At 62.3% G+C, this 16,747-nt stretch carries 19 protein-coding genes and 2 pseudogenes; 13 read left to right on the top strand and 8 right to left on the bottom strand.

What is annotated here, in order from left to right; all coding sequences use genetic code 11:
- Nucleotides 1-40 precede the first annotated feature (40 nt).
- Complete coding sequence (locus tag I5961_RS18395; RefSeq protein ID WP_227232980.1) at nt 41-1,120, bottom strand: patatin-like phospholipase family protein; 1,080 nt, start codon at nt 1,118-1,120, stop codon at nt 41-43.
- 149 nt (nt 1,121-1,269) lie between these two features.
- On the opposite strand from I5961_RS18395, the gene I5961_RS18390 reads away from it, so the two are divergent.
- From I5961_RS18390 to I5961_RS18375, 4 genes are read left to right on the top strand one after another with little or no spacing between them, the layout of a single operon-like run.
- Entirely contained in the window at nt 1,270-1,581 is a 312-nt protein-coding gene (locus I5961_RS18390) for a PepSY domain-containing protein (RefSeq protein WP_085700436.1), read from the top strand.
- Nucleotides 1,581-1,907: a PepSY domain-containing protein gene (locus I5961_RS18385; protein ID WP_085700435.1), complete on the top strand. Its 327-nt coding sequence runs from the start codon at nt 1,581-1,583 to the stop codon at nt 1,905-1,907. The genes I5961_RS18390 and I5961_RS18385 overlap by 1 nt, the downstream gene beginning before the upstream one ends.
- Nucleotides 1,908-1,910: 3 nt before the next feature.
- On the top strand, nt 1,911-2,579 hold the full coding sequence (locus tag I5961_RS18380) for a response regulator transcription factor (RefSeq protein WP_085700434.1): 669 nt from the start codon (nt 1,911-1,913) through the stop codon (nt 2,577-2,579).
- Nucleotides 2,576-3,889: an ATP-binding protein gene (locus I5961_RS18375; protein WP_227232979.1), complete on the top strand. Its 1,314-nt coding sequence runs from the start codon at nt 2,576-2,578 to the stop codon at nt 3,887-3,889. Before I5961_RS18380 ends, I5961_RS18375 begins: the two co-directional genes overlap by 4 nt.
- 39 nt (nt 3,890-3,928) lie before the next feature.
- Here I5961_RS18375 and I5961_RS28855 read toward each other — a convergent pair whose 3' ends face one another.
- Together I5961_RS28855 and I5961_RS28850 are read right to left on the bottom strand one after the other, a co-directional pair.
- Nucleotides 3,929-4,684 carry a methyl-accepting chemotaxis protein gene (locus I5961_RS28855; protein WP_371807414.1) on the bottom strand — a complete coding sequence of 252 codons (756 nt, stop codon included), beginning with the start codon at nt 4,682-4,684 and terminating at the stop codon, nt 3,929-3,931.
- Nucleotides 4,685-4,786: 102 nt separating this feature from the next.
- Nucleotides 4,787-4,933, bottom strand: a pseudogene (locus tag I5961_RS28850) (HAMP domain-containing protein); the annotation flags it as partial.
- Nucleotides 4,934-6,390: 1,457 nt separating this feature from the next.
- On the opposite strand from I5961_RS28850, the gene I5961_RS18365 reads away from it, so the two are divergent.
- The 3 genes and pseudogenes from I5961_RS18365 to I5961_RS28840 all read left to right on the top strand — a co-directional run bounded on the left by I5961_RS18365 (nt 6,391) and on the right by I5961_RS28840 (nt 9,631).
- Nucleotides 6,391-7,707: a Na+/H+ antiporter family protein gene (locus I5961_RS18365; protein ID WP_085700431.1), complete on the top strand. Its 1,317-nt coding sequence runs from the start codon at nt 6,391-6,393 to the stop codon at nt 7,705-7,707.
- Between the two features lie 241 nt (nt 7,708-7,948).
- Nucleotides 7,949-8,725, top strand: a pseudogene (locus I5961_RS28845) (cache domain-containing protein); the annotation flags it as partial.
- Between the two features lie 84 nt (nt 8,726-8,809).
- Nucleotides 8,810-9,631 (top strand): methyl-accepting chemotaxis protein, encoded by an 822-nt coding sequence (locus I5961_RS28840; RefSeq protein ID WP_371855536.1) that lies wholly within the window; start codon nt 8,810-8,812, stop codon nt 9,629-9,631.
- A gap of 21 nt (nt 9,632-9,652) precedes the next feature.
- Here I5961_RS28840 and I5961_RS18355 read toward each other — a convergent pair whose 3' ends face one another.
- Nucleotides 9,653-10,588, bottom strand: a complete 936-nt coding sequence (locus tag I5961_RS18355; RefSeq protein WP_227232978.1) for a LysR family transcriptional regulator — start codon at nt 10,586-10,588, stop codon at nt 9,653-9,655.
- Between the two features lie 110 nt (nt 10,589-10,698).
- On the opposite strand from I5961_RS18355, the gene I5961_RS18350 reads away from it, so the two are divergent.
- From I5961_RS18350 to I5961_RS18340, 3 genes are all read left to right on the top strand, one after another.
- Nucleotides 10,699-11,187, top strand: coding sequence for a DMT family transporter (locus I5961_RS18350; protein ID WP_085705228.1), 489 nt, complete (start codon nt 10,699-10,701; stop codon nt 11,185-11,187).
- A 3-nt stretch (nt 11,188-11,190) separates the two neighbouring features.
- Nucleotides 11,191-11,646, top strand: a complete 456-nt coding sequence (locus I5961_RS18345) for a DMT family transporter (protein ID WP_227232977.1) — start codon at nt 11,191-11,193, stop codon at nt 11,644-11,646.
- Nucleotides 11,647-11,715: 69 nt separating this feature from the next.
- Nucleotides 11,716-11,883: a metallothionein gene (locus I5961_RS18340; RefSeq protein ID WP_085700427.1), complete on the top strand. Its 168-nt coding sequence runs from the start codon at nt 11,716-11,718 to the stop codon at nt 11,881-11,883.
- A 23-nt stretch (nt 11,884-11,906) separates the two neighbouring features.
- Here the strand turns inward: I5961_RS18340 and I5961_RS18335 are convergent, their stop codons facing one another.
- Nucleotides 11,907-12,179 (bottom strand): hypothetical protein, encoded by a 273-nt coding sequence (locus I5961_RS18335; protein ID WP_085700426.1) that lies wholly within the window; start codon nt 12,177-12,179, stop codon nt 11,907-11,909.
- Between the two features lie 38 nt (nt 12,180-12,217).
- Nucleotides 12,218-12,445 carry a DUF6555 family protein gene (locus tag I5961_RS18330; RefSeq protein ID WP_065259393.1) on the bottom strand — a complete coding sequence of 76 codons (228 nt, stop codon included), beginning with the start codon at nt 12,443-12,445 and terminating at the stop codon, nt 12,218-12,220.
- Between the two features lie 146 nt (nt 12,446-12,591).
- On the opposite strand from I5961_RS18330, the gene I5961_RS18325 reads away from it, so the two are divergent.
- The 3 genes from I5961_RS18325 to I5961_RS18315 all read left to right on the top strand — a co-directional run bounded on the left by I5961_RS18325 (nt 12,592) and on the right by I5961_RS18315 (nt 14,622).
- Nucleotides 12,592-13,371, top strand: a complete 780-nt coding sequence (locus I5961_RS18325; RefSeq protein ID WP_170929772.1) for an AraC family transcriptional regulator — start codon at nt 12,592-12,594, stop codon at nt 13,369-13,371.
- A gap of 89 nt (nt 13,372-13,460) precedes the next feature.
- Complete coding sequence (locus I5961_RS18320) at nt 13,461-13,634, top strand: DUF1427 family protein (protein ID WP_007958996.1); 174 nt, start codon at nt 13,461-13,463, stop codon at nt 13,632-13,634.
- Between the two features lie 31 nt (nt 13,635-13,665).
- Nucleotides 13,666-14,622, top strand: a complete 957-nt coding sequence (locus I5961_RS18315) for a quinone oxidoreductase family protein (protein WP_227232976.1) — start codon at nt 13,666-13,668, stop codon at nt 14,620-14,622.
- A gap of 70 nt (nt 14,623-14,692) precedes the next feature.
- On the opposite strand, the gene I5961_RS18310 is transcribed toward I5961_RS18315, so the two are convergent.
- Together I5961_RS18310 and I5961_RS18305 are read right to left on the bottom strand one after the other, a co-directional pair.
- A complete protein-coding gene (locus I5961_RS18310; RefSeq protein ID WP_227232975.1) occupies nt 14,693-15,715 on the bottom strand; it encodes a purine-nucleoside phosphorylase in 1,023 nt (340 codons plus the stop codon).
- Nucleotides 15,716-15,729: 14 nt separating this feature from the next.
- Nucleotides 15,730-16,689 carry a nucleoside-specific channel-forming protein Tsx gene (locus I5961_RS18305; protein WP_227232974.1) on the bottom strand — a complete coding sequence of 320 codons (960 nt, stop codon included), beginning with the start codon at nt 16,687-16,689 and terminating at the stop codon, nt 15,730-15,732.
- Between the last annotated feature and the right edge of the window lie 58 nt (nt 16,690-16,747).

The following is a 16,747-nucleotide window of genomic DNA, read 5'->3' as shown; positions in this document are numbered from 1 at the left end:
GCAGGCGGCGAGTTTACCAGCTTGTCCAGGGCTGTGCTGACTAAAGGGTCAGCAAGCGCTCGGCGAGGCGACCATTGGCAGTCAGTTCAAGGAATTCGTCGCCCAGCCGGCGGCTCTCGTCCATCGCCGCGCGCCAGTATTTCTGCCGGCTCGGCGCGTCGCCCATGAAGCGCTTGAAGTCGTTACGGTCGGGAAGTTTGCCGTAGGGCAGGCGCGCCAGGTATTCCTTGGAGGGCGCGAGCAACAGCACGTCCTGCAGGCGCTCCACCGAGGCTTTGCGCCACGGCAGGGTCTTGTCGAACCAGCCCGGAATCACCCGGTCTGTGAAATGCGGATAGAGCACGATGCCGTCGCCGCTGTAGGGCAGGTCAAGGTGATAGTCCAGCAAGCCGCCGTCGCGGAAGGTGCCGGCTCCGGCGCCCGGCAGGTCGCGCACGCCCTCCATGACCATCGGGATCGAACCCGACGCCAGCAGCGCCTGACGCAGGTTTGTGGCATCGAGGGCGACGAAACGCGACGGGAAGTCATTCAGCGCATGCACCGGCGGCGCCAGGCGCGGGTCGTGGATGATCAGCCGTTCGAAGTGCCGCGACAATCGCGCGCGGCCCCGCAGGTTGTCGGCGATCACCGAGCCCAGCGCCAGCCCGAGCCGGCCGCGATGGTCGTCCGCCAGCCCGCCGTGGCTTTTGACCACCATGATGTTCAAGCGGTAATGGGCGTTGGTCAGAAGGCTGGCGTCGCGCCCGTCGAGCAGGTCATCGAGCATGCGCTGCGAACTGCGGCTGACGTCGCTGATGGTCACGCCTTTGTTGAAGTTCTGCTCGGTGTACAACTGACCGAGGCGACGGATGCCTTCGGCGGCGTCCGGCAGACAGGCGCTGGCGAACCGCCAGGAACCGACCGATGCACCGATCAGCGAACGCTCACGCGGCGCGGCTGGCAACCACTCGCCAAACAGCGCCAGATCCAGCCCCTGAATTCCCAGCGCCTTGGGCCCGCCGGCAGCGCCGGGCAGGGTGCCGACGTCGGCGGCGTTCAGGCCTTGGGCACGAATGCGCGCCATGGCCCGGGAGCCGGCCTTGAGGGTGAGGGACGGGAACTTGATGTGAATGGCGGTCATACCGGTCTCGATCGTTAGCAAGCGAAAGATTATAAGCACATGTTGCCAGCTCTGCAGGAGCAGGCCCGATGATGGCCATTCAGTTTCAGTTAAGTTCCCGGCGCTAAGGTGGCCACAAAGGAAGCACCACCTCACAGACGGAGATCCCCATGAAAATTCTCGCGAGCCTGTTCATCGCGTTCCTGCTGTTTGGTCTCACCGCCAACCGTGCTCATACCCGCGACCTGCTCGCAGATGAAGCCCGGAAACTGATCGACGCTGGTACCATTGTGCCGATTGAAACCGTCATGGCCACGGCCAGGGCGCGCCATCCGGGTTCGACCCTGATCGATATCGAACTGGAAAAGCGCTATGGCATTTACCTGTACCAGATCGAGCTGAAAGACTCGCAAGGTGTGGAATGGGAGCTGGAACTGGACGCAAGCGACGGGCTGCTGCGCAAGGACCATCAGGACACTTAATGAAATCGTTTTTACCTGATTCATCGACGCGCGCCACGGGCCTTCTGGCCCTGGCGCTCGTTGCATTCTGCTCGGTGACGCTGGCGCGCGACCTCAATCAGGACGAAGCCCTGCGCCTGCGTCAGCAGGGCGTGATTCTGCCGCTGGAGCAAGTGCTGCATAAGGCAATGGAGCGCTACCCCGAAGCGAAACTGCTGGAAGCCGAGCTTGAAGAGAAGCACGACGTCTACATTTATGAAGTCGAGCTGCTGACCGTCGAAGGTGTGGCTCGCGAGCTGCATTTCGAGGCCGCCACCGGCAACCTGATCAAAGACAAGGAAGATTGACCGATGCGCTTGCTTCTGGTGGAAGACCACGTACCGCTGGCTGACGAACTGCTCGCCGGCCTGCAACGTCAAGGCTATGCGGTGGACTGGCTGGCGGACGGGCGCGATGCGGTCTATCAGGGCAGCAGCGAGCCCTACGACCTGATCGTCCTCGACCTCGGTCTGCCCGGCGTGCCGGGGCTCGAGGTGCTGACGCAATGGCGCGCCGGCGGTCTGACGATTCCGGTGCTTATTCTCACCGCCCGCGATTCCTGGGCCGAGCGTATTGAAGGCCTGAAGGCCGGTGCCGACGATTACCTGACCAAACCCTTCCACCCCGAAGAACTGTATCTGCGCATCCAGTCGCTGCTGCGTCGCTCCAAGGGGCAGGCCAACCAGCCGACGCTCAAGGCCGCCGGTCTGCACCTGGACGAGGGCCGCCAGTGTGTCGTGCGCGACGGTGCCGACATTCAGCTGACCGCTGCCGAATTCCGTCTGCTGCGCTACTTCATGCTGCATCCCGAGCAAATTCTTTCCAAAAGCCACCTCGCCGAACACCTCTACGACGGTGAGACCGAGCGCGATTCCAACGTGCTTGAAGTCCACGTCAATCACCTGCGGCGCAAACTCGGCAAAAGCGTGATCGAAACCCGTCGTGGTCAGGGTTATCTGTTTGGCGGACAGGCTTCGTGAGATCGATCCAGCGCCGTTTGAGCCTGGGGCTGATCAGCGTGATGGTGATCGTCGGCCTGGTGCTGGTGCAAACCAGCCTGTGGTTGTTCGAAGTGGGCTTGCAGCGTTACCTCGAAGCGGGTCTGCGCAACGACAGTGAAAACCTGCTGGTGGCGCTGGTGCGTGGCCCGCAGGGGCTGCAACTGGATGAGCGGCACTTGTCGCCGGCGTATCAGCGGCCGTTTTCCGGGCACTACTTCCGTATCGATTTCGCCGACAGCCACTGGCGTTCCCGCTCGCTGTGGGATCAGGAACTGCCGATGCTTGAACACCCTGGTCTGCACAGCAACCTGCAATTGGGGCCGGACGGTCAGCAATTATTGGTGCTGCGTTCGGACTATCGACGGCTCGGTCAGTCGATTTCCATCAGCGTGGCCCAGGATTACACGCCGGTGCGCGAGAGCTTCCAGCGCATGCGGCAGATCGGTCTCGGCCTCGGGCTGGCCGGGTTGTTGCTGATTCTGCTGTTGCAACGCCTGACCGTGCGCCGCGCATTGCGGCCGCTGGAGAAGGCTCGTGAACAGATCGCTCAGTTGCAGCAGGGCCAACGTTCACAACTCGATGAGCAAGTGCCGGCGGAACTGGAGCCCCTGGTGGCGCAGATCAACCATTTGCTGGCGCACACTGAAGACAGCCTCAAGCGTTCGCGCAATGCCTTGGGCAATCTTGGGCATGCGCTGAAAACTCCGCTGGCGGTGCTGCTCAGTCTGGCGTCGAGTGAACAGCTCGATGCACATCCGCAATTGCGCAAGATCCTCAAGGAACAACTGGAACAGGTTCAGCAACGGCTGAATCGCGAGCTCAACCGCGCGCGCTTGGCCGGCGATGCGCTGCCGGGGGCGTTGTTCGATTGCGACGCCGAGCTGCCGGGGCTGCTGTCGACGTTGAACATGATTCATGGCGAACATCTGGATTTGAGTTACGTGGCTCCTTCGGGCCTGCAATTGCCGTGGGATCGTGAAGATTTGCTGGAACTGCTGGGCAACCTGCTGGACAACGCCTGCAAATGGGCGGATGCCGAGGTGCGGTTGAGTGTGGTCGAGACGGCTGAAGGTTTTGTGTTGAACGTGGAAGATGACGGGCCGGGGATTCCCGAGGCGCAGCGGGCCCAGGTGTTCAGCCGGGGGACGCGGCTGGATGAACAGACCCATGGGCATGGCTTGGGGCTGGGGATTGTGCGGGATATTGTCGAGACGTGGGGCGGGGTGCTGGTGCTGGGCGAAAGCGAGTGGAGCGGGTTGAAGGTGCAGATTCAGTTGCCTCGGCGGTGAGCCCGCCCCCACAAGGCTTGTGGTGAGCGGGCCTGAGCGTCACACGCGAAACTGATCCATCAAACTCTGCTGCTGATTCGCCAGACTATTGAGTGACTGACTCACCCGAGCCGATTCATTCGCCTGCCCCGACAGCGACTCCGTCACATCACGAATCGTCGCCACGTTGTTGTTGATCTCTTCGGCCACCGCGCTCTGCTCTTCGGCAGCGCTGGCGATCTGCAGGTTCATGTCGCTGATTACTGTCACCGCATCGCCGATCTGGCGCAGTGCGGTGACGGCCTGGCCGACCTGTTCGACGCTGCCCTGGGCCTGACGATGGCTGTTGCCCATCGAACCGACCACGTCCTGGGTACCGTTCTGCAATTGCTCGATGACCTGGCGGGTTTCTTCCACCGATTCCTGGGTGCGGCGGGCGAGGTTGCGCACTTCGTCGGCGACCACCGCAAAACCGCGGCCGGCTTCACCGGCGCGGGCGGCTTCGATGGCGGCGTTCAGGGCCAGCAGGTTGGTCTGCTCGGCAATGGCGCGGATGGTTTCCAGTACCGTGCCGATCTTCTCGCTGTTGGCGGCCAGGCCTTCGACCTGCACCATGGCGGCGCTCATGTCGGCGGCGAGGGTGTCGATGCTGGCGGTGGTGCGGTCGATCACGGTCAGGCCCTGACGCGTGGCGCGGTCGGCATCCTTGGCGGCTTCGGCGGCTTGTGCCGCACTGCGGGCCACGTCCTGGGCGGTGGCGCTCATTTCGTGGGACGCGGTGGCGACCTGATCGACCTGACGGTATTGCTGCTCCATGCCGGCGCTGGTCTGGGTCGCAATCGCCGAAGACTGGTCGGCGGTGTTGCGCGCATCCTGCACCGAGCGTTTCACCTCGGCGATGATCGGTTGCAGCTTGTCGAGGAAGCGGTTGAACCAACCGGCCAACTGGCCGAGTTCGTCTTTCTTGTCGTAGGCCAGACGCCGGGTCAGGTCGCCTTCACCGCTGGCGATGTCTTCCAGCATGTGCGCTACGCCAAGGATCGGCCTGGTCACGCTGCGTGCCATCAGCCACACCAGCAACAGGCCGATCAGCGCGGCGAGTACGCCCAGGCTCAGTTCGATCAGGGTGCCCGAGGTGTTGCTGGCATCCAGCTGTTGCTTGAGCGCTTCGGCGCGTTCTACCAAGACTTTTTCCGGCACATCGAGCAGCACGCCCCACGACGGGCCGCCAGGAATCGGCTGGAACGGCGACAGCACTTTCAACTGCGCGTTGCTGTGCAGGCTGCTGACGGTTTGGCTCGACGCAAGCAGACGCAGCAGTTCGGCGCCGCTGGCGGTGTCCACGGCATCGAGACGCTGGCTGAGTTTGTTGGCGTCCGGGCTGTAACCGGCAAGCAGGCCGGCGGGGCTGATGATGCTCACGGCAGTCTGGCCGTCGTAGAGCTTTTTGCTGGCGCTCTGGCTGATTGCTTGCAGGCTGTTGAGGTTGATGTCCACCGACAGCGAGGCGATGACTTTGCCGTTGACCATCAGCGGGAACACGATGCTGGTCATCAGCACCTTTTGCCCGTCGATCACATAAAAGTAGGGTTCGATCACGCACGGCTTGAGCGTGGTGCGCGGGCAGGTGAACCAGGCGTTGGCCGCCTGGCCGCTGGGGCCGGTGCTGGTGTCGGCCATATCGCTTTCCGGCAGGGCCATGGAGGTTACTTTGCCCGGTGTCGGTTGCGACCAGTACAGGGCGAAGCGGCCCTTGTCGTTGCTGCCTAATTCGGCTTGCCCGGCAAATAGCTCGTCTTTGCCGTCCAGCGCGTTGGCTTCGAACACCAGCGACAGACCGAGCAGATCCGGGTTGGCCTGCAGCGCCGATTTCACCTGACGGGTCATGTCCTCGCGCAGGTCGAAAGCGTCCAGGAAGCGCTTCTCGGCCTGTTCGCGCAGGAACAGCACCTGACGCGAAAAGCCGTGGCCATATTGATAAGCGTCCATGAACTGCTGGCGAATGCCCGCCGCCTGGACTTCGCCCTGGGATTCAATGCGGGCCTGGGCCGACTCGGTGAGCATTTCCATGCTCGAAGCCTTTACCAGTTCGGAACTGTGCTCCATGCGATACAGCGAAAGACCCACCAACAGGGTCACGATACCGGCCAGGCAGAGCCCGGCGAGCAGGGTGATTTTCCATTGGATGGAAAGTTGTCTGAGCGACATGGAGACGTCCTTATTCGATAAATATCTGAGACTTTGCACTGTAACGGCCGCGTTTCGAGTTTCTTTATGGCGTAAATGCAATACGGCGAATTGACGCATGTTGTGGCCGATATGCCACCTTCAGCAGTCTGATCATGGAAAGTTACACAGTGCCGCGACCGCTCGCTTTGACACTGCGCCCGCTCTGCGGCACAGTGCGCGCCCTTCTAATAAGACCCTCTATGCAAATCCGCTGGCGAGCCGCGTGGCTTGCCGGCCGGACTCATCCTGTCTGGCGGTGGATGGTTTCACCGTCGTGTTTTTGAGGTAGTGAAATGAATGCAGTGATTGCTGCGGTCGGCGTCATGCTGATCCTCAGCCTGTCCCGGGTGCATGTAGTGATCGCGTTGATCGTCGGTGCGCTGGTCGGTGGCCTGACCGGTGGTCTGGGCATCGACGCCACGCTCAAGGCGTTCAACAGTGGCCTGGGTGGCGGGGCGACGGTGGCGTTGTCCTACGCGTTGCTCGGCGCTTTCGCCGTGGCGATTGCCAAGTCCGGCCTGGCCCATGCGCTGGCCGACAAGGCCCTGGCGATGGTCGACCGCCAGCATGCGAGCGGTGGTGGCAGCGTCAAATGGCTGCTGATCGGCCTGCTGTGGGTGGTGGCGATCGCTTCGCAGAACATCCTGCCGATTCACATCGCGTTCATTCCGCTGCTGGTGCCGCCGCTTCTCTATGTCCTGACCAAGTTGCAACTGGATCGCCGGCTGATCGCCTGCGTCATGACTTTCGGCCTGATCACGCCGTACATGTTCTTGCCAGTGGGCTTCGGCAACATTTTTCTCAACGAGATCCTGTTGGCCAACGTTGCCCGCAGCGGCGTGGACATCAGCGGCATCAACGTCACGCATGCCATGGGCATTCCGGCACTGGGCATGCTGGCCGGCCTGGGCATGGCGTTCATCAGCTATCGCAAGAAGCGCGTCTACGACCTGGGGAAAATCGAGCAGGTCGAGCAGGTGGCGGTGCAATACAACCCGCGAAGCCTGTTGATCGCCGGTGTCGCCATTGCGGCGGCCTTCATTATTCAGCTGCTGCTGGACTCGATGATTATCGGGGCGCTGTCCGGTTTCCTGATCTTTTCGGCATCGGGCATCGTCAAATGGCGCGAGACGGATGATCTGTTCACCGAAGGCATGAAGATGATGGCGATGATCGGCTTCATCATGATCGCCGCATCCGGATTCGCCGAAGTGATGAAGGCCACTGGCGAGGTGCAGACGCTGGTCGAGTCTTCGGCGTCGTGGATCAATCACAGCAAGGGCATCGGTGCCTTGCTGATGCTGCTGGTCGGGCTGCTGGTGACCATGGGCATCGGCTCGTCGTTTTCGACGGTGCCGATCCTGGCGGCGATTTTCGTGCCGCTGTGCGTGCAACTGGGCTTCAGTCCGATCGCCATCGTTTGCATCGTCGGCACGGCCGGTGCCTTGGGCGATGCCGGTTCGCCCGCGTCCGACTCGACCCTTGGCCCGACCTCCGGTCTGAACATCGACGGCCAGCACCATCACATCTGGGACACCGTGGTCCCGACCTTCCTGCACTACAACTTGCCGCTGCTGGCGTTCGGCTGGGTGGCCGCAATGGTCCTCTGACTTGATTGTTGATCGTTCCCACGTCGAGGCGTCGAACCGTCCGCGTGGGAATGCAGCCCGGGACGCTCCGCGTTCCAAAGCGTGACGCAGAGCGTCACAAGAGGCATTCCCACGCAGAGCGTGGGAATGATCTGCGTCGAGCGTCCGCGTGGGAACGATCTCAAGCCCCAGCTCAACTTTTGGTTTCGCGTGCCGTTATAGCCTGTAACCACGCCAACAAAACCAAAAAAGTGAGTTCCCTATGCGCCTGAGTCTCAAGGCTAAAGTCCTGTCCCTTGCCGTCCTTCCGGTCTTGCTCTTTGCGCTGGTGATCAGCCTGACCACGCTGTTCATCCTTCAGGAACAGGCGCGCAAGGAAGTCGAACAGACTCGCGAACGCCTGCTTGGCGACGCCAAGGCCACCCTGGCCAGCTATGTCGCGGTGGCCATGACCACCATCAAACCGTTGTACGACGCTGCCGCTCCCGGTGACGCCGAGGCGCGGGCGCAGGTCATCAAACTGTTGTCGAGCATCAAGTACGGCAAGGACGGCTACTTTTTCGGCTACGACTCCGAGACCGTGCGCCTGTTCAAGGCCAACGATCCCGAAGGCGTGGGCAAAAGCTTCAAGGACAACCGCGACCCGAACGGCGTCTACGTCAATCGCGACCTGGTGAAAGTCGCGAAGGACGGCACCCACTACCTGCAATACAGCTCGCCGCTGCCGGGCAACGCGCAAGTGCTGGTGCCGAAACTCGGCTACACCGAATACCTGGCGAAGTGGGACATGGCGGTCGGTACGTCGGTCAACCTCGATGGCATCGAAGCGCAAGTGGCGGTGGTCGAGGCCAAGGTGCAGGAACGCATGCAGGGCGTGGTGCTGAGCATCGTCGGCGTGGCGGTGGTGGTGCTGCTGGTGATCGCGGCGGCGGGAATGCTGCTGGCCAATACCATCCTGCGACCGCTGACCCTGATGAAAGCCAACCTCGATGACATCGCGGCGGGCGAGGGCGACCTGACGCGGCGCCTGACCATCACCAGCCAGGACGAACTCGGCGAACTGGCCGGCTCGTTCAACCGCTTTGTCGACAAAATCCACGGCCTGGTGCGGCAGATCACCGAGATGACCTCGCAACTGACCGGGCTGGTGACGCAAGTCTCGGATCAGGCCCAGCGCTCCGATCAGGCCATGGAGCGTCAACGCCACGAAACCGATCAGGTGGCCACGGCGATCAACGAAATGTCCGCCGCCGCCCAGGAAGTCGCCAAGAGCGCGCAGAACGCTGCCGTTGCCGCGCAGCAGACCGACGAAGAAGGTCAGACCGCCAAACGCGTGGTGGCCGGTAGCATCAAACAGATTCATGCGCTGGTGGACGACATCCGCAGCAGCGGCGTGTCCCTCGACAGCCTGCAACAGGACGTGTCGTCGATTGTCGGCGTGCTCGGGGTGATCCGCTCGATTGCCGAACAGACCAACCTGCTGGCGCTCAACGCCGCGATCGAAGCGGCTCGGGCCGGTGAGGCCGGACGCGGGTTTGCGGTGGTGGCGGACGAGGTGCGGGCGCTGGCGTCGCGCACACAGATCAGCACTCAGGAAATCCAGGGGATGATCGATCGCTTGCAAGCGGGGACGCAGTCGGCGGTTGAAGCGATGCGCCGTTCCAGCGAGGCGGGTGACGGTACGTCGGCCCAGGCCAATCAGGCGGGGGCGTCGCTGGATGCGATGGCGGATCTGATTGCGACGATCAACTCGATGAATGCTCAGATTGCCAGCGCCGCTGAAGAGCAGACGGCGGTGGCGGAGGAGATCAACCGCAGCGTGCATCAGATTGCGGTGGCGGTGGATAACGTGGCGGATGAGACGCAGTTGGGGGCGCAGACTTCGCGCAGTCTGGCGGATCTGGGGCAGCGACTTGGGAAGTTGGTGGGGCAGTTCCGTATCTGATGGCGTTGTCGGGACAGATCGTCAGGGTCTGTCCCAATACGGCACCTCGCCAAAACACTCGACAAAGAAATCAATCACCGTCCGCACCTTCACCGACAACCGCCGGCTCCCCGGCCACAGCACCGCAATCTGCTGCGGCTCCACGCTGTTCGACACCTGATACTCCCCCAGCACCGGCACCAGCGTGCCCTCACGCACCGCTTCACCGATCAGCCATGACGGAAACATCACCAGCCCCAGCCCCTGCACAGCGGCCTGGGTCAGCGTGTCCGCGTGGTTACCGGTGATCGGGCCCTTGACTGCATACGGCGTCCACTCGCCCTGATCCTGACGGAAGAACCAGCGTTGCTGGCCGGTCGCACCCTTGTAGGCCAGACACTGGTGGCGGGCGAGGTCGTCGGGATGCCGGGGCGCGCCGAAACGCTTGAGATACGCCGGGCTGGCCGCGACCTGAAAACGGTGCGGCGCCAAAATCCGCGCCTGCATGCTCGAGTCGTGCAGCGGGCCGATGCGGAACAGCAGGTCGGCGCCTTCCTGCAGCGGATCGATGTAGTGGTCGGTCTGCTGGATGTCCAGTTGCAGCTTCGGATAGCGCTCGCACAATCGCCCGAGCCATGGCGTGAGGTGACGCTGGCCGAACACCACCGGGGCGTTGATCCGTACCAGGCCGGTCGGTTCGCTTTGCTGTTCCTGCAAGGCCTGTTCGGCCTCCTCCAGTTGCACCAGCACCAGCCGCGCGTGATGGCCGAGCATGCGCCCGGCTTCGGTCGGCGTGACCGCGCGGGTGTGACGGTAGAGCAATTGCTGGTTCAGCGCCTGTTCCATCAACTGGATCTGCCGGGAAATCGACGAGGGCGCCACACCCTCGCGGCGGGCGACTTCGGAAAAACTGCCGTGGTCGAGCACCGCCACAAACAGCCTTAGCGCCTTGAATCCCAGTTCGTTGAGCCCGTGCATCGTCTGTCCTGCTGTGCGAGTTGCGCAAAAGTGTTGTCCGGATGCTCCCATTTATCGCACAGCTGTGCCAGCCGATAATCCGCGCCATCGTTTTCCTCAGAGGTTTTCCGATGCAGTCGTTTGATGAAGTGAGTGCCGCGCCGGCCCCGGTCGCCCGGCCTGGTTTGCGTTTGTTGCTGTTGCCGCTGGTGATCATGGCCGGCATGGGGTTGTCAGTGGAGGCCGGATTGCTCGGGCCCTTGGGTGAGCAGGTCGGGCATTTGTGGGCGACCTTGAGCATCTTCGGGGTCGGGACGGCGATTCTGTTTTTGTTGTTGCTGTTTGCGGGGCCACAGAAGGGGCCGGCGCTGACCGACTTGCCGCGCTGGCAGTTGATCGGCGGATTTCTGGGGCCGATGTACGTGGTGGTGTTGACGCTGGCCACGCCGCATATCGGCATCGCCATGACCATGATCGCGATTCTGTCCGGGCAGGTCGGCAAGAGTGTGCTGATCGACCATTTCGGCTGGTTTGGCGCCACGCGCAAGAAGGTCAACGGTGAACGGTGGCTGGCGTTGGGGTTGATTGTGGCGGCTTTGGTTTTGATTGCGCGGGGGTGAGTGATGAGTCTGGTTATTTTGTTGGCGGTGGTGGTGTTGGCCGGTGCGGTGTTGAGTGTGCAGGCAGCGATCAACGGGCGGCTGGGGGAGACCGTTGGGGTGCTGCGCAGTAGCCTGTTGACGTTTGCGGTCGGCGCCGTGAGTACGGGGCTGCTCATCCTGTTTTTCGAACCGGCCCAGGCGATCAGCCTGCTGGACGTACCGAAATGGCAGCTTAGCGGTGCACTGTTCGGCGTGGTGTACATGATGGTCATGGTGGGTGCGGTGTCGCGCGTCGGTACTGCGGTGGCGACGGTGGCGGTGATTGTCGGGCAGTTGGGAATGGGGATGTTGATCGACAATTTCGGTTGGCTGGGCAACCCCGCCATCGAGCTGTCGGGCGCGCGGATTCTGGCGATGGTCTGCCTGGGGCTGGCGCTGGTGTTCATGTATCGCAGCAGTGTGCGGCAGGCGGACTGACAGCTTCTACACTGGTGGTACGACCTGTTCTTCAGGTCTCAGACAACCACCACCGAAGGAGTCTGTCCCATGCCAGATAGAAAATGCGATTGCCCGGGCTGTAATTGCAAGATCAAGGAAGGCGACCACGCTTATGTGGCGCACGGTAAACACTATTGCTGTGAAGCCTGCGCGCATCACCATAAGGGCGGCGAAGCATGTACCGGCAAGGGATGCCACTGCGCGCATCCTAAATAACGCAAGCCATGAAAACGTGGAGCCTAGTCAGGCTCCACTTCCAGTTTCAGGCTGTCATCGTCCAGCCGTTCGACATGGCGGACAGTCCCTTGCAGCCGACGGCCTTCAACGCTGACAACGACGGTTTTGGCTTTTTCGAGGTCTTGCGGCAAGGGCGCCGGCACGCGCAGGGAGAAGCGGAAGGGATCATTTTCGACGGGCTCCAGACCCACCGGACAGTCGACGCTTCGGGTCATGCGGCCAAACAGCGTGTCCAGACCATAGTCCAGGTGCGCCGGGCTGTTGATGGTTGTCATGTATGTTCCCCCGAAATAATCCCCAGCTGCGCGCAAGCTTAGCTTGCCGGACGCCACGTCACGTTTTCCACGCCGAATTTTTCTGCCATCGGCTTGCTGGTCTTTTGCACTTTCTCCCGGCCGAAACGCGGGATGCGGCCGACCCCTGCGTCGCAGCTTGCCCAGTGCCACGCCTCGGTGTTGTCCATTCTGTCCGAGCGGATAATGAACGACTTGGGCGCGCCGTGAAGGGTGTATTCGATGACAAACAGTTTTGCGTTGTTCATAAAGCCGGTCTTCCTCCCTGTGGTAATAGAAGGATCGCTGGGCATCGGGAAAATTCACTCGGATTGTCCGACGGTATCTATCAATGGCGAGGGACCGGGCTGACTGGTTACCATGACGCCTTCGCCAATCCCGATGAATGTTCCACATGGCCCTCGCCGCACCTCCTGACCTCACTGACACCGATGTGCCCGTACAGCCGCTGGCGCGCACCTATCCGCGCGGGTTGTTCATCGAGCCGCACGAGCATGTCTGGGGCCAGTTGCTGTATGCGATGAGCGGGGTGATGTGGGTCGAGACGCCGCACGAGGCGCTGGTGGTGCCGCCGCAGCGGGCGGTGTGGTTGCCGCCGGGGGTGCCGCACGGGATTCGCGTGGTGTCGGATTTGCAGATGCGCAATATCTATCTGCGTCCGGCGCTGGCGGCGACGCTGGATGAGACGGTGCAGGTGATTGAGGTCGGCGGTTTGCTGCGCGAGTTGATCGTCGGGCTGGTGGCGCAAGGTGACAGCGGAGATGCCGAGTATTACGAGGCGCTGGTCGGGCTGGCGCTGCTGGAGCTGAAACGTGCAAGGCGTTCACAGCTGAAGATCCCGTTGCCGGACGATGCAGACCGGCGGTTGATGAGTCTGTGTCAGGCGGTGATGGCCGCGCCGTCGCTGGACATTCCTTTTGAGCAACATGCCGAGAACGCCGGGGCCAGCGTGCGCACCCTGGCGCGGTTGTTCAAGGAAGGGCTGGGCATGGGCTTCGCCGAGTGGCGGCGTCAGGTGCAGTTGGCGACGGCGGTGGCGGAGTTGATCCAGGGCGTGCCGGTCAGCGCGATCGCCCGTGAGCTGGGTTATTCGCCGAGCAGTTTCAGCGACATGTTCCGCCGGGAGCTGGGTGTCGCGCCTTCGCAGTTCGATGGCGGGCCGCTCGCCGGCTGATTTGGCCGAAATTCAGAAGTCCTTGGCCGATGCCGGTCGCAGCCTTTCCCTAGACTTTGCCCATTCCCTTTGTGTGGCGGAGTGATCCCATGAATTACCTGATTTCACTGGGCGTCGGTCTGGGTGTCGGCCTGCTGTATGGCGCGCTGGATGTCCGTTCTCCGGCGCCGCCGACCATCGCGCTGGTGGGCCTGCTGGGCATGCTGGCGGGCGAGCAGTTGTGGCCGATGGGCCGGCAACTGGTCAGTGGCTGGCTGTCCTGAATCCTGTCTTTTTCCTTCGGTGGAGATTTCCATGAAAGCACTGCAATTCGATAAAACCGGCGAGCTGTCGTCCCTGCGCTTCGTCGAGGTGCCGACGCCGGTGCCGGGGGCTGACGATGTGCTGGTGCAGATCAAGGCGGCGGGCCTCAATCCCAGCGACGTGAAAAACGTGCTCGGGCGCTTCCCGTACACCACGCTGCCACGTATTCCCGGTCGGGACTTTGCCGGTGTGGTGGTCGAAGGGCCGCAGGCGTTGATCGGTCAGGAAGTCTGGGGCACCGGGCGTGAGCTGGGCTTTTTTGCCGATGGCTCCCATGCGCAGTTCGTCAAACTGCCGGCCAATGGCGTGGCGCACAAGCCTTCGCATTTGAGCTTCACCCAGGCTGCCAGCCTCGGCGTGCCTTACACCACGGCGTGGGATGCGCTGGAGCGCAGTCTGGTCAGTGCCGAAACCCGTTTGCTGGTGATTGGCGGCGGGGCGGTGGCGACGGCGGCGCTGGCGTTGGCCAAGGTGCGCGGCGCGCAGTTGCTGGCGGCAGCGCGGCGTCCGGAGCAGGTCAAGGACTTGCAGGCTCAGGGTTATCAGACGATTCAGCTGGATAAACCCGAGGATCTGGGTGCACAGGTCAACGCGGTGTATCGCGGTGGCGCCGATGTGATCTTCGACACCACCGGTTTCTGGCTGCCGGCCTCTGTCGCGGCATTGGCGCCCTTCGGGCGGATCGCGATCATCGCTGCGCCGGTGGACGGGCATGTGCAACTGCCGGCACTGGCGCTGTATCGCAAGGGCGGTTCGGTAGTCGGTATCAACTCGTTGCTGTACGGCGTTGAAGCCTGCGCGGCGATGCTCGAGCAGTTCGGCCGGTTCTTCGACGAAGACCTGCTGCCACTGCCGCAAGGGCTGGTCGAAGCGCCTCTGGTCGAAGGGCTCGCGCGCTATGCGGATGTGAATCAGGGCAGCGGTGACAAAGTGATTCTTATCCCCTGATCGTCGCTGTTGTTCATGTCATCACACAGCCCTGTGGGAGCACGTTCGCACCCACAGGGCTTTGTGGGTTTCAGGACTGCGGGACGCCGTTCTCCCACGCCGACCAGTTTTTCAGGATGTCCTGCACCAGCGGATTACCCGTGCGATAGAGGTTTTCCAGGGCCGGCACAAATCCGCCCTGATCGGCGTACTTGAGCAGGTTGTCCACTTCGCTGCCGCCCGGCGCCGGGCGGTCGAAGTCGGAGCCGGCGCGCACCACGGCGAGGCGCTGCACGTCCACCAGGCCCTCGCGACTGGCACGCAGCAAGGCTTCGTAGGTGGAGTTGTCTTCCTGTTGGGTGGTGCAGTATTCGCCCTGGTTGTCGGTCAGCAGTTTGGTCCAGACCTCGGCGCGTTCGCTCAGGCGTGTGCCGGAGAACCAGGTGTTGCCCGCCAGCGTGTCGCAACGGGTGACCACCGGCGGCTGATTGGCCGGTGCTGCCGGGTATTTCAGGCGCCATTCGGCCGACTCCTTGCTTTCGCTCAGTTTGACCTTGTGGCTCAGGGCGAAGGCCTTGGCTTGCAGTTTCGGGTTGAGTTCGAAGACTTCGGTCTTGTAGTCCAGCGGTGGTTTTTCGTTCGGGCCTTTGGTGTTGATGCCGAGGTAACCGGTCGGCCAGCTCGAGGGTGCATCGCGCGAGTCCAGTTCCCACTGGGTGCCGAATTCGACCAGATAATGCGCCCACGCAGCGGTACCGATGGTCCCGTGTTTCGGGCTGATGCCGGCAATCCCGGCAATCAGGAAGTAGCTTTTGCGCAGGTCGAATTTCGGCGACAGCGCCAGTGCCAGGGTTGAGGCGGCGGCGTTGGTCTGGCCCATGCCGGTCGTCATCAGGCACACCTGCTGCGTGTTGCAGCGAACGGTCGGGTACTCGGCCGACAGGCCCGGTACGCGGATTTCCTGCTTGAGTTCGAGGCGATCGATCCAGTGCTGTGCCTCCGGGGCGAACATGGTGATCAGCACCACTTTCGGTTGAATCGGTGCCTCGGTCGCCCACGCGTGGGACGAGAGCAGGGTGGCAGCGGCCAGTGATACACGCGTCATTGCTTTCATGTTTGCTCCTTGATTCAGAACTGATAACCGATGCCGGCGTAATAACCCCAGCCATTGGAACGTGCGCGGAAGTTGCCGTCGCCGAAGTTCAGCTCGCTGCCGTCCTCCCAGTTGCCGCCGTTGTGGAAGTAACGGCCGACCAGGGTGAAGCGCAAGTGGGTGAACGAGTACAGCAACACGTTGGTCGCCACCGTGGCATTGGCGGTGCGCGCCGGGTTGTCCTTGTGCAGGTCCGAGCCGAAATCGAAGTTGGTAAAGCCGATGTAGGTCAGCGACGCACCGTTGCTGAATTTGTCGATCGGCACGATGTACTTGAGCTGTGCGCGGTAGCCGTCCCACGAGTATTCATTGCTGGCGCCGTAGTTTTCCCACTGGTAGCGCCCGTACAGGTTGGCCGACAGATTGACCCGCGAATGGGTGTCGATGTCGGTGCCGAAACCGCTGTACAGCGTGTTGGCGCGATTCTCTTTGCGGCTGCCGTGATCGTAGATCCAGTCGAACGCCACGTACCATTCCTTGAACGGCCCGATGGCCAGGCTGCGGCCGGCGAGGTAGTCGATGGAGATGCGCGGTTCGTGCTCCATGAACACCGGCGAACCGTGGTCCCACACACCTTTGTCGTGGCTGTTGCCGATGTTGAAGATTTTCGGGATGTCGATGTAGCCGTACAGCTCGAACGGCCCTTTACGCCCGAAGTATTCATATTCCAGGTAGATATCGTCGGCCGGTTGCGGGCCGAAGCTGATGTCCTTGCTGCCGATCAGGGTCAGGTCCTGGTTGTACCAGTCCGACAGGTATTCGCCTTTTTTCGGTGGGCTGACTTCGGGGCTGAGGGCTTCGCCCTGGGCGGATTCTTCGGGCAAGGCAGGTTGTGCCAGTGCTGTCTGGCTGAGAACTCCGGTAACGCCGGCCAGTAGGAGGGAAACAGCAAAGGTACGCATACCGCGACGGCGGTGGCTGGAAGAAATGTGCATTCAAAGTCCTTTTTGTGGATCGGCCCCGTAACGGCGGGGTGGTGCGATTGTGGAGGCA

This window comes from Pseudomonas sp. IAC-BECa141 (assembly GCF_020544405.1).
Lineage (GTDB): Bacteria > Pseudomonadota > Gammaproteobacteria > Pseudomonadales > Pseudomonadaceae > Aquipseudomonas.
The sequence above is the reverse complement of the archived record's forward strand: the minus strand, read 5'-3'. Positions and strand labels throughout refer to the sequence as shown.